Source organism: Luteibacter sp., assembly GCF_036500425.1.
In the GTDB taxonomy this organism is placed as follows: domain Bacteria; phylum Pseudomonadota; class Gammaproteobacteria; order Xanthomonadales; family Rhodanobacteraceae; genus Luteibacter.
This window is the reverse complement of sequence record NZ_DASYCB010000081.1, coordinates 76,821-91,079: the sequence shown is the minus strand read 5'-3', so window position 1 is coordinate 91,079 and position 14,259 is coordinate 76,821. Positions and strand designations below refer to the sequence as shown.

Genomic DNA, 14,259 nt, shown 5'->3' with positions numbered 1-14,259 from the left:
GAGTACCCCGGAGGCCGATCGTTACTGGTGAAGGATCCTCGAGTTAGCAGAGCAGCCATTGGTACTGCATGCGCGCACCGCGTAGCTGAAACGCATCTCGAGAAGATTGGGGCCGCGTTCCACGATGAACGACGTCGCACTGCCGTTGTAGACGACGGCGTTGTCGTCGGTGCGGACGACCTGGTAGCTCGTCGCGTATGGGATGGCATCCCAGAACATCGTGTACGTGTCGACCTTGATGACTTTCGTATGGTTGATGAACGGATAGGGCACGGCGGGAATATGTGCCACGCGAACCGTTGCCTGGTTACTCCACCCCGTACAGCCGCTCGCGTTGCAACCCTGCACCATGTACGCATATGTGCCGTCGGCACGGTCACCGATCGACCAGCTCTGGGCGGAGGAATTCTGCAGGCCCGCCCAGGCCGCGCCATTGACGCTTTCGACGAGGTTGTACGAAGTGGCGCCGTTCGAACCACTCCAGCTCAAGCCGTAAGCGCCGGAATTCGTGGTGCCACCACCAGAAAGTGATGGCGCCGGTGATGGCGGTAGCAGAACCGTCGTGCCCCCGCTCGTCGCATAGCCGCCGCACCCGTTCGCATTACATGCACGCACACGGTAGAACCAACCGACCGACAGGCCCTCGGCAAACGTCGCGGATGTCGCTGGGCCGTTGTAGATCTGCGACCAGTTGCCGTCGTAGGTATGTTCAACCTGATAGGACGTGGCAAACGTCGCTGCACTCCAGCTCACCGGGACACTACCCGTCGAGTTCGACGGTGCGCTGATGGATGCGATGGTCGGCGGGATGTGAGCAAGGTTGAGCTGTGCGGTCTCGGCATAGACGCTGCAGCCGCTGTCGTTACACGCGCGGGCTTCGTAAACGTACGGGCCGTCGGCCAGCGTGGAAGCAACCGCCGTGAGCGCCGTGCCGCTATAAAGCGAGGTCCATGCGCCGTTGTGTACCTGCGAGACCTCGTAACGTGTCGCACGCGCCGCTGCCGTCCAGGCGACGGTGACAGCGGATTTATCAGCATTGGGGGTTGCCGAGGCCGGTGCCGGTGCCGGTGGGGCATTGGCCGAGCGGGGCATGGCGAAGCTCCCCGAGCCGTTGATGAGGTCGTTCGCGGCGCCCACGGGCGAGATGCCGTGGACGAAGAGCGACTGGCCGTAGTACGTCACCTTGTTTGCTTCAGTGAGTGGAATGGCGAAGCGATACGCTGTGCCTGTCCCATGGCAGGCTTGCTGTACGCCTGCTTCGCTGGCCAGGTTGGCGGTGGTCGCGCTCAAGCCCGTCCCCGTACCGGCGGGACCGCCGACGTACAGATGCACATCGATCGACTGGGGCAGGCCCGTTGAGCACGCCCATCCGAGAAGACTGTTGTTGTCGCTGGACAGGCCGTCGATGTTGCCGATGACCTTGGACGTCGATGCCTTCTCGCTGGCAACGAGCTTCTTGCCGAGGTAGATGTAACGGGTACCGTTGGTGCTCGTCGGGTCGTACTCCCACATCAACTGGCCGGCAGCGTTGTAGGCGTAATAGGTTGTTCCCTGGGGCGTGACCTTCTTTACCCGGCGACCGGCAGCGTCATATGTGTACGTCCCCTTGCCTGGCAGCGAGGTGAGGCGGTTGGCCAGGTCGAAGTTCAGGGTCTGGCCGTCCTTGAGTACCGTATTGCCGCGGGCGTCGTAGGTGAACGCGTGAACCTGTGCGCCGCCGTTGGTGATCGACGCCAGCAGATTGCTTCCATCGTAGTTGTATGTGTTGGTGCCACTGCTATTGGTCAGGCTGCGGATATTGTTGAGCGTGTCGTAGGTGTAGCTTTCCGTACCCCAAAGCTGTCCGGCGGTGGCCGACACGAGCCGGTTCAGCCCGTCGTAGCCCATGGACTTGGTGCGCTGCGTACTGCCGCTTTCATCCGTGATCTGGGTGACGTTGCCATTGGCGTCGTAGGCGAAATCCTCGCTGACATTCGGCGCGCCGCCCTTGCCGAAGGTGAAGTTGCTCAGCAGGTTGCGGGCGTTCTTGTCGGCTGTATAGATCGCGCCATTGCCCAGGCTGTACGACTTCACGTCGCCATCCGGGAAGTACGCCACACCGCCGACATAGCCGCCGGCCTGCGTGGGCTGCATCAGGGCGTTGGGTGTATAGGGCACGGTATCGCCGCTGGGGTAGGTCACCGCGCTGAGTGCGCCCTTGTTGTCGTAGGCATAGCCAAGGCCCCAGCTCCATCCGTCGATCGACAGGACTTCACTGGTCAGCAGGCCAAGACGGTTGCGGCCGAAGGTCCAGCTGACCAGGTCCGCCGTCGCCGTCGCGGGGTTGCCGCGCGGGTCATAGGTAAAGGTGCTCGGAGTAGTGCCGGCCGGATAGACGACCGACGTGACGCGGTTCATGGCGTCGTAGCCACGCTGGGTCTTCAGCGCGTCCGTGACCTGGTCCTGACCGCAGCCCGCACCGTTGAACGAAGCACCGGATGCACTCCAGGCGATATTGTCCGCGCCATCGTAGGTCATGATCTCGCTGCCCGATTCCGGCTCCCACGTGCGGCACAGGCGGTGTTCGCTATCGTAGGTCAGGGTCTTGGCGACGGATTGTCCGAGGCCGCCTTGCGTGATCGATGTCGGATTGCCATAGCTATCGCGCTGGATGGTCTGCACGACACTTTCGGGCGCTTCGACGCGCACGACGTTGTCATAGGCCGGTGCATCGAAGGCCTGAAAATAGCTGTTCGTGACATAGCCCTTCGGATCTTGTACCTGGCGACCGATGCCCTGGAGATACGTCGTGGACGTGGAGAGGTCACCCAGCTCGGTGTGCTGGATCTGCTGCACCGGCCGTCCGAGAACGTCGTAATGCGTAACGACGCCCAGTGACATTCCGCTGAGATCGGGTGCGCCGTCGACCGGGTAGGACTGGAATATCTTTCGGCCCGCCCAGTCGTAGTCGATGCGCGACGACACGTAGCCAGCGCCGGTGTTCTGGTCGGCGGTGCCAAGCGCAACCGGACGCATCATCACGTCATAGTCGGTACGGTGGCTCCAGTTGCCTTGCGTGTCGCTGCGGACCCAGTGGGCGCCGTTGATGCCCCTCGCGGCGCCGATGTAGGAGTACTGGAACGTCTTGGGCGCCCACGCCACCGTGTCGCCGGCCGGGTAATCAATGCGCGCGAGACGCCCAATCGCGTCGTAACCGTAGTGGGTGACGGCACCGGTCTGGTCGGCGATGCCCGCGATCTGACCAAAGCCATCCACGGCGACGGACTGCGTCGTCCCGTCGGGGAAGCTGATCAGGCCTGGAATACCGAATACATAATTGCCAATCGAGGTCGTGTGTCCATTGCCATCCGTAAAGCTGGCAAGCTGGCCCTGTACATTGAAGGTATAACCCATGACCTTGCGGCCAAAACGATAGCGCTCGGATAGCGTCAGGCTGTTCGCGTCGTAAACATTGCGGCTTACGGTTTCGCCGGTGGTCAGGTTATCGGACTGCAGGGGCAGGCCGAGCACCCAGTGCGCGTAGTCATCCTGGTACGTTGTTCGATCAAGAACGCTATATCCCGCGTTGTTATAGCGCTGCACCTGACTGGGCCGGGCCCAGTTGTCGAAGGCGGTGACGTTCGAGGTGAACGCGTCGTTTCCATCATAGGTAGTCCGCGTCGCCTGAGGTGCAATCTGGTTGACCTGTGCCTTATTGACTCGCTGCACGAAGGTGGCGCCAGGCTGGCGTGTATAGGCGCCCGAGCGGCCGTCCACGGCTGGATCGGGATTGACGTAGCCGTACTGGACCAGGCGGCGACGCGTGGTGGAGTCCACGGCGCCGTCGAAGATCTCTTCGGATTGCAGCTGGCTTTCCGTCCAGTCGTAGCGGTTACTAAACGTGCTGCGCTCCGCGTGACCATCCGGGTAGGTGACTGCGGTCCATACGCTGGTAGCGCAACCACCGGCGCAGTTCTGCGACCAGCTTTCGTTCGAAGGTGAATAGGCGTACGTCCACGTCATGGGTGTGATGCCGGCGCCGGATAGCTGGCGGGTCTGGAGCGCCATGCTCCATGAGGCGTTGGGCGTATTGGCCCAGGTACCACTCATGGTTGGCACGACCGGCTGGTTGGGCGTGTACGCGCAGATCCGCGGGACATACGATCGGCCGCGCCGCACGCCTTGCACAGTAAAGGATCCGCTCAGCCCTGAGGGATGGGTCATGCGGCCGGTGAAGGACGGATTAAGGTTAGGCGAACCCGCCACGTCGCACGAACCTGGGGTGTTACGCATGTCTACCCAGGCGGTATTCAGGCCGTCCATATCGAGCGTCCACGCGGAGCCATCGGGCTGCGCCACGCGCGTCAACGTGTCGGCAAGGGACTGGGTCGAGTGAACGTAGGTGTAGGTCCACGTGCGCTGCCCAGCCGCGCCGCCCTGGACGGTGACGGTGCTGACATGCGACGTACCCGCCAGGTAGGCGAAGGTCACATGGCGGCCATCGCTGGCGGTGATGTCGGTGACCAGGTCACCGTTGTAGGTGTACGCGATCCAGTTGCCGAAGCGGTCTTCAACGCGCGTCGGCAGCATGCGGCCTTCGCGGCGGAGGAGGATATCGCTGTTCGCTGCGAGGATGTGGAACGGGCTCGCGGCGAGCGACATGGGCGAGGAGCCGAGCGGCCGCTCGATACTCGACATGTAGCGATACGACAGATGATCCAGCCAGTACTTGGTGCCATCCGGCGATACCGCGAGGAAAGCCTGTGTGGTGGGAACATTGTTTGCCTGCGCAAGACAGCCTACCACCCAGTTTTGCTTCGTGATGATGGGGTAGGTCAGCCCGGCGACGCCTGGGGTCGGTGTATTTGCGCTATCGCGGTAAAGCAATTCCTGGCTGCCGGCGCCTGGCATCTTGAGCTGGTAGCCCTGCCACCATGTGTCGGGTAGCCAATCGGTACGCAACGAATCGCCCGAGGGTGGCGCGACGCTGGGTGGCACGGTGATGCTGGTGCAGATGTTCGTCTTTGTCAGGGCGTCGACCACCCAGCCATGCACGTTGTTCTGGTTTGCCGTGACCGTATCGATCTGCGGCAACTCCATGTCCCATTCACCGAATGCGCGGTTCTGCTGATCAGAACGTTCGCCAAAGGCGGGGAGGGTGAACGTACGCGCGACCGTGATCGTCGGGCCCGTGCCGGGCACCGTGACGTCGACCTGGCGAAACGAAATGCTGCCATCGTAGAGGCTGATCTGCTCGCCGAAGGGCGTATCCCCCAGCGGCTGGATGTCCTCGTTGACCTTGATGAGCTTCTTGTACTCATCCTCGGGCGTCACCGTGGTCTGCGCGTGCGCCGTGGCGAGCGAGAGGAGGGCGGCGGCTGCCGTCAGAAGCCCGCGCGCGACGCGCGCGCGACCCTTCACACCCGTTTCGGGCGTGTATTGCACCTGCGACATAATCCCTGTTCCTTGTGCGCCGGCTGTGCCGGAATCGGCAGCAAGACTAGGGCGGTAAAATGCTGCTCGTCAACGCGCAAGAAATTGCGAGTGAGTCATCAAAGAGCGCGCCAGCGCGCGTAATTGAAGCTCGCGACGAGCATCCGGCGCGCGACATTAAACCGTCCGCACGAAGGCGACCTACGATACTGCAGCACCTTTCGATCCCTCTCCCGTCCGATTGACACGTTGTCGCCTCGAACATAGAGTTTGGCGGCGACTGGTGACCGCCAGCTCACAGGGGTATGGAATGTCTTTTGAAATGGATCGCGCACAGATGCGCTGGGTTTGTCGCGGCATCTTCCTGATGATGGTGCTGGTCACCGTCCCAGTAGCCGCACACGCTGGGACGGTGACCTACTATTACACCAATCCACAGGGAACACCCTTGGCAGAAGCGGACAGCGGTGGAAATATCACCGCGACGTTCGACTACAAGCCATACGGAAGCCCCGCTATGGGTGTACCGGCGACCGAGCCCGGCTATACCGGGCACGTAAATGATGCGGATACATCGCTGGTGTACATGCAGGCGCGCTACTACGATCCCGGCTTGGGTCAGTTCTTGAGCATTGATCCAAACAATCCCACGCCAGGTGACACGTTCAACTTTGGACGTTATGCCTACGCCGGCGATAACCCGATCAATAACGTAGACCCTGACGGACGTGCTTTCGGAATTGATGATTTGGCGGGTGTTCTCGTCGGCGGCCTCGTTGGCGTTGGCGTTGAAGCCATTAAAGATGTCGCAGTCGGGCATTCGATGAGTTGGGGTGACACCGCAGGTGCTTTCACAGGAGGTGCGCTGATGGGCGAGGGTATCGTGAACATGCCCGAGACGGGTGGCGCTTCGCTGATCATTGCGTCAAGTGCTCGCGGTGCCGCTGTCGGCTTGGTCAGTAATTCTGTTCAGCAAGGTACCGACATGGCGACCGGCGCTCAGAAAAACTACAACGTCAAAAGTATGGCCGTGAGTGTCGGTGTTGGCGCGGTCAGTGGTGGCCTTCTAAGCAAAGTTGGCACTGTGCGCGTGGCTGGCATTACTTCCGGTCGCGGAAACATGGCCGCTGTTGCCCAGGCAGTCAAGACGCGCATTGCTAACGGCAACGCCAGCAACATGTCCGCCAGGACGGTCGCCAAGGGCATAGCTGGCAGCCAGGTGGGTGATGCCGGGAAAACGGTGGTGGGTGGAACGATTGATGGCGCAAAAACCAGTGTATGCGACCATGAAGGCTGCTGATGCGAACAGCTAATGGCGAACGGGTGCACCACCTCCGTCGAATCGTGGCGCCTTATGTAGGCCAGGTGATTATCCAGTCCGCGGTAACTATTTTCTTGTCGTTCATCATGATTAGTCAGCGCGCTTGGTTGTTATGCATACCTATTGGCGGGATGTGGCTTCTCTTCCTGGTGCCGGTATGGATGGGCCTGCGCTACGGTGTTAGCTGGACAGACGGTGAAATCGTGCAGCGGGCCAGTGGCCTCAAAACAGTGCGCATTGCCTGGGCAGACATCGAGCGTGTCGCCACGGAGGTTACAAAGCCTGGTGCGCTGCTGACCGCTTCGCGGCCCTTCCGCCGTATTGCCATTTACGGGCGTGATCGGGCTGGAGCGAGCGCCTTCATAGATGTTTCGCTAAAGCACTTTGCCGCGGACGATATCAGCGAGCTTATGGACATGATTCGTCGTCGCTGCCCGGGTCTTGAGCTTCCGGCGGTCAAGGCGAGTCCCAGGAACGCTTCTTAGTAAAAAATCCGGCGCGAGTTTCACTCGCTCACCGAAGTTGTCCCGGATAAGCCGCAATGAGTCTTCCTGCGGTCTTCCTCGCCCTGTTGAGAGGCCGCGGTATCCCCATGATGGCAGCGTTCGGCACGGCGGATGTTGCTCTCGATGCTGACGACGCGATTGCAGCGGCCCGGGCCCTCGCCGGCATAGGTGTTGCCGTGTGCGGAAATCGTCGGGTAGACGGATGATCGCCCAAGGCACCGCAGCAACAAACAAAAAAGCCGGCTTGCGCCGGCTTTTCTGTGAACAGCGATGTCGCGCAGGCTTTAAGCCAGGTCGCGGATCTTCGCGTTCAGGCGGCTCTTATGGCGAGCAGCCTTGTTCTTGTGGATCAGGCCGCGGGCGGCGTAGCGGTCCATGACCGGCACGGCGACGGCGTAAGCCGTGGTCGCAGCTGCCTTATCCTTCGCGTCGATCGCCTTGACGACCTTCTTCAGTGCGGAGCGCACCATGGAACGCGCGCTGACGTTGCGCAGCCGGCGCTGCTCCGACTGACGCGCACGCTTCTTCGCGGACTTGATGTTGGCCAAGGTAAAGCTCCAGAGTTCGGTGGGTTTTAAGAAAGACGCCCATTGTGCGGCCAAAACGGGCCAGCGTCAATAGGTTAGCCTCCGCGCGGGAAGCCCGTGCGGGCGGTCCTCCCGGGGTTGCCCGGGAAAAGCCAGAATGGGGACTGTCCCCCGGCCGGCCGGCTTTGTCAAACTACCGGTTTATCGGCAACCCCAGGCACGGATGAAAGCCCCCAGCCTCCTACGCAGCATGCTGTCCTTCAGCAGCATGACCATGGTTTCGCGTGTGCTCGGCCTGGTCCGTGACATGTCCATTGCCCACTCGTTCGGTGCCAACGCGGCCACCGATGCGTTTTTCGTGGCCTTCCGCATCCCGAACTTCATGCGCCGCCTGTTCGCCGAGGGGTCGTTCTCCACGGCCTTCGTGCCGGTGTTCACCGAGGTCAAGGAAACCCGCTCGCACGGAGACCTGAAGGACTTGATGGCGCGGACGGCGGGCACGCTGGGTGGCGTGCTGCTGCTGGTCACGGCCATCGGCATCATCTTCGCGCCCCAGGTGACGACGTTGTTCTCGCCCGGCGCGGTGAACGAGCCCGGGAAATTCGATCTCACGGTGGATCTGCTCCGCCTGACCTTCCCGTTCCTGCTGTTCGTATCGCTGACCGCCTTGAGCGGCGGGGCATTGAACAGCTTCCACCGCTTCGGCCTGCCGGCGCTGACGCCGGTGATCCTCAACCTGTGCATGATCGCCGGCGCGCTGTGGCTGGCGCCGATGCTGCACACGCCGATCATGGCCATGGGCTGGGCGATCCTGGTGGCGGGCGTACTCCAACTGGCCTTCCAGCTCCCTGCGCTGCGCCAGCTCGATCTGCTGACCCTGCCGCGCTGGGGCTGGCGGTCGCCGGATGTGCGCCGGATCATGCGCCTGATGGTGCCCACCCTGTTCGGCTCCTCGGTCGCGCAGATCAACCTGCTGCTGGATACGATCATCGCCTCGTTGCTGATCGCCGGTTCGCAGAGCTGGCTGTCCCAGGCCGACCGCTTCCTCGAGCTGCCGCTGGGCGTGTTCGGCGTCGCGCTGGGCACGGTGATCCTGCCATCGCTTTCGCGTCACCACGTGGCGAGCGACCGGGACGGCTTCTCGCGTGCGCTGGACTGGGGCCTGCGGACCACGCTGCTGATCGCGGTGCCGGCCATGTTCGCCCTGATGATCCTGTCGTTCCCGCTGGTGGCTACCATCTTCCAGAACGGCCGGTTTACCGCGTTCGATACGAAGATGGCCTCGCTCTCGATCACCGCCCTGAGCTTCGGCCTGCCGGCCTTCGCCATGGTGAAGGTGGTGCTGCCGGCCTTTTACTCACGCAAGGACACCCGGACCCCGGTGCGCGCTGGCGTCGCCTCGCTGGTCTCGAACATGGTGCTGAACGTGCTGTGCCTGGCGTTGCTCGTCACCCTGTGGGGCACCCCGGCGCAGAAAGAGGGTTCCTGGATGCAGGCGATCGCGACCATTCCGGGCCTGCACATGGCCCTGGGCGTGGCTAGCGCCATCGCCAGCTATATCAACCTGGGCCTGCTCTGGCGCTGGCTGGGCAAGGCGGGAGTGTATGAACGCCAGCCGGGCTGGGCCCGCCACCTGGTGCGGCTGGCCGTGGCCTGTGCCGTCATGTCCGCGGTGCTGCTGGCTGGCCTGTATCTCTGGCCGGAGTGGAGTGGCGTCGAGAAGTGGACGAGGGTAGGGCGCCTGGCTGTGCTGGTCTGCGCCGGCGGCGGCTCGTACGTGGCGGCGCTGTTTGCCATGGGCTTCCGCCCAGCCGAACTCCGCGCCCGCTAACCGCCCTGTAGGAGCGCGCTTGCGCGCGATCGGGGTTGCCGCAAGCCCCGTCGCGCGCAAGCGCGCTCCTACAGGGGTTGTCGCGCATTGTGCGGCGCAATGGGGCCGCTATACTGGCCCGATGGCTTTAATTCCGCATCGACCCCAAGGCGGCCGCGCATGACGCTGCGACTTCATCGCGACGTGGCGGGCCCGTGCCTCACACCGCAGGGCAGCGTGGTCGCGATCGGCGCTTTCGACGGCCTGCACCTCGGCCATCAGGCGATCCTTTCCGAAGTGCGCCAGCGCGCCGCGGACAAGGGCCTGGCGCCCGCCGTGATCACGTTCGATCCGCTGCCCCGCGCCTTCTTCTCGAAGGAGCCGGTGCCGCGCCTTTCCGGCGTCCGCGAGAAGGCCGAGGGCATGACCGCCGCCGGCATCGTCGAGCTGCTTTCGCTGCGCTTCGATGAAGCCCTGACGAAGATGTCCGCCGAGGATTTCGTGCGCCAGGTCATCGTCGGCCGGCTTGCCGCCCGCGAAGTGTGGGTCGGTGAAGATTTCCGCTTCGGCCACCGCCGCGGCGGCGATTTCGCGCTGCTCCAGGCGATGGGTGCCGAGCTCGGCTTCACCGCCCATGCGGTGGCCGCCGTGCTGGTCGATGGCGAGCGCGTCTCGTCGTCCAAGGTACGCACGCTGCTCGCCGAAAGCCGCTTTGCCGATGCGTCGGTGTTGCTCGGCCGGCCGTTCGTGATCGATGGCCACGTGGAGCACGGTAAGCAACTCGGCCGCGAGCTGGGTTATCCCACCGCCAACGTGCACCTGCGCGATCGCGTGAGCCCCATCCAGGGCATCTTCGCCGTGCGGATAGGCGTGGGCGATGGTCCGTGCAGCTGGCCCGGCGTGGCCAGCCTCGGTTTCCGCCCGACGGTGAATGAGGTGCTCGAGCCGCTGCTCGAAGCGCACCTGTTCGACTTCTCAGGCGATCTCTACGGCCAGCGCATCGGCGTGGAGTTTGTCCGCAAGCTCAGGGATGAGGAAAAATTCGACGGCCTGGAAGCCCTGGTTGCGCAGATGCGCCAGGACGAACGGGACGCCCGGCAGGCTCTGGGGATGAACCCCATCCTTGCCGACGTATGACACACCACGGTTGCCAGCGATGACCCAGGATTACAAGAACACCATCAACCTGCCGCAGACGGAATTCCCGATGCGTGGCGACCTGCCCAAGCGCGAGCCGACCTGGCTGGCGACGTGGGAGCGGGTGGGCCGCTATGTGCAGATCCAGGAAAAGACGGCCAACCGCGACAAGGTGTTTGTGCTGCATGACGGCCCGCCGTACGCGAACGGCGCGATTCACCTTGGCCATGCGGTCAACAAGGTGTTGAAGGATGTCATCGTCAAGTCAAAGCTGATTGCCGGCTACCGCGCACCGTACGTGCCGGGCTGGGATTGCCACGGCCTGCCGATCGAAATCGCGATCGAGAAGAAGTTCGGTAAAGCGGGCGACAAGCTCGACGCGGCCGCGTTCCGGCAGAAATGCCGTGAGTACGCGCTCTCGCAGATCGACCTGCAGCGCACCGATTTCAAGCGCCTCGGTGTGCTCGGTGATTGGGAGAAGCCGTACCGCACGCTCGATTTCACCTACGAAGCCGACATGATCCGCGCACTGGCGCGCATCGTGGCGAATGGCCACGTCGTCCGCGGCGCCAAGCCGGTGTACTGGTGTTTCGATTGCGGTTCGGCGCTGGCCGAAGCGGAGATCGAATACGGCGATAAGACCTCGCCGGCGGTGGACGTGGCGTACGACGCCGTCTATCCGAAGGAAATGGGCGCCGAGTTCGGCGTCGAGGTCGGTGACGCGATCGTCGCCGTGCCGATCTGGACCACCACGCCGTGGACGTTGCCGTCCAGCCAGGCGGTGTCGCTCGGCGGCGAGCTCGAGTACGCGCTGGTCGAAGGCCCGTCGCGCGGTGGCAAGCGCGTGTTGCTGGTCATCGCCGCGGCGCTCGCGGAAAAGGCCCTCGCTCGTTACGGCGTCGAAGCCGTCAACGTGCTCGGCCGCGTGCAAGGCGCCGCGCTGGAAAACCAGCAGCTGAAGCACCCGTTCTATGACAAGCACGTGCCGGTCATCCTCGGCGACCACGTGTCGGACGAGGACGGCACCGGTGCCGTGCACACCGCGCCCGACCATGGCGCGGAAGATTTTGCCGTGGGCCAGCACTATGGCATCGGCACGCTCAACTACGTGGATGGTCGCGGCGTGTACCGCAGCGACGTGCCGCTGGCGGGTGATACCTCGTTTGCCGGCGTGCATATCTGGAAGGCCAACGACGACATCGTCGAGCTGCTCCAGGCGCGTGGCGTGTTGCTCGCCTCGGCCAAGCTCACCCACAGCTATCCGAACTGCTGGCGCCACAAGAAGCCGGTGATCTTCCGTGCGACCCCGCAGTGGTTCATTGGCATGGAAACGGCCGGGCTGCGCGATACCGCGCTGACCTCGATCAAGTCCGTGCGCTGGGTGCCAGGCTGGGGTGAAGAGCGTATCCGCGGCATGGTCGAAGGTCGTCCTGACTGGTGCATCTCGCGCCAGCGTACCTGGGGTGTGCCGATCACCTTGTTCGTCGACAAGAGCACCCACGAGCCGCACCCGGATACCGTCCCGCTGATGGAGAAGGTGGCGCAGAAGGTCGCGCACGAAGGCATCGACAGCTGGTTCACGCTGGATCCGCGCGAGCTGCTCGGCGATGACGCCGACCAGTACGAGAAGGTGACCGACGTCCTCGATGTGTGGTTCGATTCCGGCGTGAGTCACTTCGCCGTGGTCGGCCAGCGCCCCGAACTGCAGGCAGGCAATGCCAGCGAATACAAGGTCATGTATCTGGAAGGCTCGGACCAGCATCGCGGCTGGTTCCAGTCGTCGCTGCTGACTTCGGCGGCGATCCACGGCCGTGCCCCGTACGATCACGTGCTGACCCACGGCTTCACCGTAGATTCGCAGGGCCGGAAGATGTCCAAGTCCATGGGCAACGGCATCGACCCGCAGGACATCATGAAGACCCTTGGTGCAGACATCCTGCGCCTGTGGATCTGCTCTACCGATTACCGCAACGAAATGGCGCTGTCGGACGAAATCCTGAAGCGCGTGGCGGATACCTATCGCCGTATCCGCAACACGGCACGCTTCCTGCTCGGCAATCTCGATGGCTTCAATCCGGACAAGGATCTGCTTGCCACGGAAGCCTGCCTGCCGCTCGACCAGTGGGCTGTGCAGCAGGCCGCCGATACGCAGGCCGCGATCGTCGCCGCGTACGAACGATACGACTTCCCGGAGATCGTCCAGCGCGTGCAGAACTTCTGCACCAATGAGTTGGGTGCGCTGTACCTGGACGTCACCAAGGATCGGCTGTACACGATGCCGACGGAGAGCCACGGACGACGCAGCGCGCAGAGCGCGATGTACCGCATCGTCGAAGCGATGGTGCGCTGGATCGCGCCGATGCTGAGCTTCACCGCCGAGGAAATCTGGCAGCACATGCCGGGTACGCGTAGCGAATCAGTGCTGTTCGAGACGTTCTACGAAGACCTCGAAGTGCGCCAGGATGCGGAGACGCGCGCCTGGTGGAGCAAGCTGCTCGCGATCCGTGAGACCGGGTCGCGCGTGCTCGAGGGCATGCGCAAGGCCGGCCAGATTGGCGCCTCACTCGATGCCACGCTGGTGCTGCACGCCGACATCGCGACGCAATCGGCGCTGGCCGAATCCGCCGACGAGCTGCGTTTCTTCTTCATCACCTCCGATGTCTCCCTGGCGCCGCTCGAAGGCCGCCCGGCCACGGCGGAGAAGGTGGAGCTGGAAGAGGGTGAGGTGTATGTGTCGGCGGCCGTCACCGACTGGGCTAAGTGCATCCGTTGCTGGCAGCACCGCCCGGATGTGGGCCACGACCCGGCCCACCCGGAAGCCTGCGCCCGTTGCGTCGAAAACGTGACCGGCCCCGGCGAAAACCGCCGCTGGTTCTAAGCGGCAACCCCTGTAGGAGCGCGCTTGCGCGCGATAGCTCTTGCCAAGAGCATCGCACGCAAGCGCGCTCCTACAAGGGGCAACTTCCACCTACCGGTTTCCTGCATGACTGAACGCCCCCGCCCCAACGCGCTTGCCTGGCTCTGGCTCACCCTCGGCCTGATCGTGGCCGACCAGCTCACCAAATGGTGGGCCCTGGTCGCGCTGCAGCCGGCGGAAACGCCGCACCCGGTCATTCCCGGTTTCCTGTACTGGACATTGACCTTCAACACAGGCGCCGCGTTCAGCTTCCTCGCGGATAGCGCCGGCTGGCAGCGTTGGTTCTTTGCCCTGCTGGCCGTGGGCATCAGCGGCGTCCTGGCGGTGTGGCTCGCCCGGACACCGCGTGGCGACTGGCGCACTTCGGTGCCGCTGGCCATGATCATCGCAGGCGCGCTGGGCAATCTCATCGATCGCGTATATGCCGCCAAGGTCACCGATTTCATTCAGGTATTCCTCGGCAGCTACCCCTTCCCGGTCTTCAACGTCGCTGATTGCGCCATTTCCGTGGGTGCGGCAGGCCTGATCCTGTTCAGCCTGTTCCAATCCCCCGCCAAGAAGCCCTGACCCCGTTCTGACGGGTCGCCCCTGTAGGAGCGCGCTTGCGCGCGATACTCTTCACCCAAGAC

Annotated in this window: 8 protein-coding genes; 6 read left to right on the top strand and 2 right to left on the bottom strand. The window is 63.4% G+C overall.

The genetic code is table 11. The annotated features are described in order from the left end of the window. Positions 1 to 21 precede the first annotated feature (21 nt). Positions 22 to 5,433, bottom strand: coding sequence for a hypothetical protein (locus VGN46_RS19985; protein WP_331646520.1), 5,412 nt, complete (start codon positions 5,431 to 5,433; stop codon positions 22 to 24). Positions 5,434 to 5,722: 289 nt separating this feature from the next. On the opposite strand from VGN46_RS19985, the gene VGN46_RS19980 reads away from it, so the two are divergent. Next, positions 5,723 to 6,712: an RHS repeat-associated core domain-containing protein gene (locus VGN46_RS19980; protein WP_331646518.1), complete on the top strand. Its 990-nt coding sequence runs from the start codon at positions 5,723 to 5,725 to the stop codon at positions 6,710 to 6,712. Then, positions 6,712 to 7,218: a hypothetical protein gene (locus tag VGN46_RS19975; protein ID WP_331646516.1), complete on the top strand. Its 507-nt coding sequence runs from the start codon at positions 6,712 to 6,714 to the stop codon at positions 7,216 to 7,218. The genes VGN46_RS19980 and VGN46_RS19975 overlap by 1 nt, the downstream gene beginning before the upstream one ends. Positions 7,219 to 7,523: 305 nt before the next feature. Here the strand turns inward: VGN46_RS19975 and rpsT are convergent, their stop codons facing one another. Beyond that, a complete protein-coding gene (gene rpsT, locus VGN46_RS19970) occupies positions 7,524 to 7,787 on the bottom strand; it encodes a 30S ribosomal protein S20 (RefSeq protein WP_331646514.1) in 264 nt (87 codons plus the stop codon). Positions 7,788 to 7,989: 202 nt separating this feature from the next. On the opposite strand from rpsT, the gene murJ reads away from it, so the two are divergent. The 4 genes from murJ to lspA all read left to right on the top strand — a co-directional run bounded on the left by murJ (position 7,990) and on the right by lspA (position 14,197). Then, positions 7,990 to 9,597: a murein biosynthesis integral membrane protein MurJ gene (gene murJ / locus VGN46_RS19965; RefSeq protein WP_331646512.1), complete on the top strand. Its 1,608-nt coding sequence runs from the start codon at positions 7,990 to 7,992 to the stop codon at positions 9,595 to 9,597. 159 nt (positions 9,598 to 9,756) lie between these two features. Next, entirely contained in the window at positions 9,757 to 10,713 is a 957-nt protein-coding gene (locus VGN46_RS19960; RefSeq protein ID WP_331646510.1) for a bifunctional riboflavin kinase/FAD synthetase, read from the top strand. A gap of 19 nt (positions 10,714 to 10,732) precedes the next feature. Continuing rightward, entirely contained in the window at positions 10,733 to 13,591 is a 2,859-nt protein-coding gene (gene ileS / locus VGN46_RS19955) for an isoleucine--tRNA ligase (RefSeq protein WP_331646509.1), read from the top strand. A gap of 105 nt (positions 13,592 to 13,696) precedes the next feature. Further along, the gene (gene lspA, locus VGN46_RS19950) at positions 13,697 to 14,197 is read left to right on the top strand and encodes a signal peptidase II (protein ID WP_331646507.1); all 501 of its coding nucleotides are present in this window, start codon (positions 13,697 to 13,699) and stop codon (positions 14,195 to 14,197) included. The last annotated feature ends 62 nt before the right edge of the window (positions 14,198 to 14,259 follow it).

Bases quoted from the DNA above. Each gene is read 5' to 3' on its own strand.
- VGN46_RS19985 (WP_331646520.1), bottom strand. From the start codon at position 5,433: ATGTCGCAGGTGCAATACACGCCCGAAACGGGTGTGAAGGGTCGCGCG.
- VGN46_RS19980 (WP_331646518.1), top strand. From the start codon at position 5,723: ATGTCTTTTGAAATGGATCGCGCACAGATGCGCTGGGTTTGTCGCGGC.
- VGN46_RS19975 (WP_331646516.1), top strand. From the start codon at position 6,712: ATGCGAACAGCTAATGGCGAACGGGTGCACCACCTCCGTCGAATCGTG.
- murJ (WP_331646512.1), top strand. From the start codon at position 7,990: ATGAAAGCCCCCAGCCTCCTACGCAGCATGCTGTCCTTCAGCAGCATG.
- VGN46_RS19960 (WP_331646510.1), top strand. From the start codon at position 9,757: ATGACGCTGCGACTTCATCGCGACGTGGCGGGCCCGTGCCTCACACCG.
- ileS (WP_331646509.1), top strand. From the start codon at position 10,733: ATGACCCAGGATTACAAGAACACCATCAACCTGCCGCAGACGGAATTC.
- lspA (WP_331646507.1), top strand. From the start codon at position 13,697: ATGACTGAACGCCCCCGCCCCAACGCGCTTGCCTGGCTCTGGCTCACC.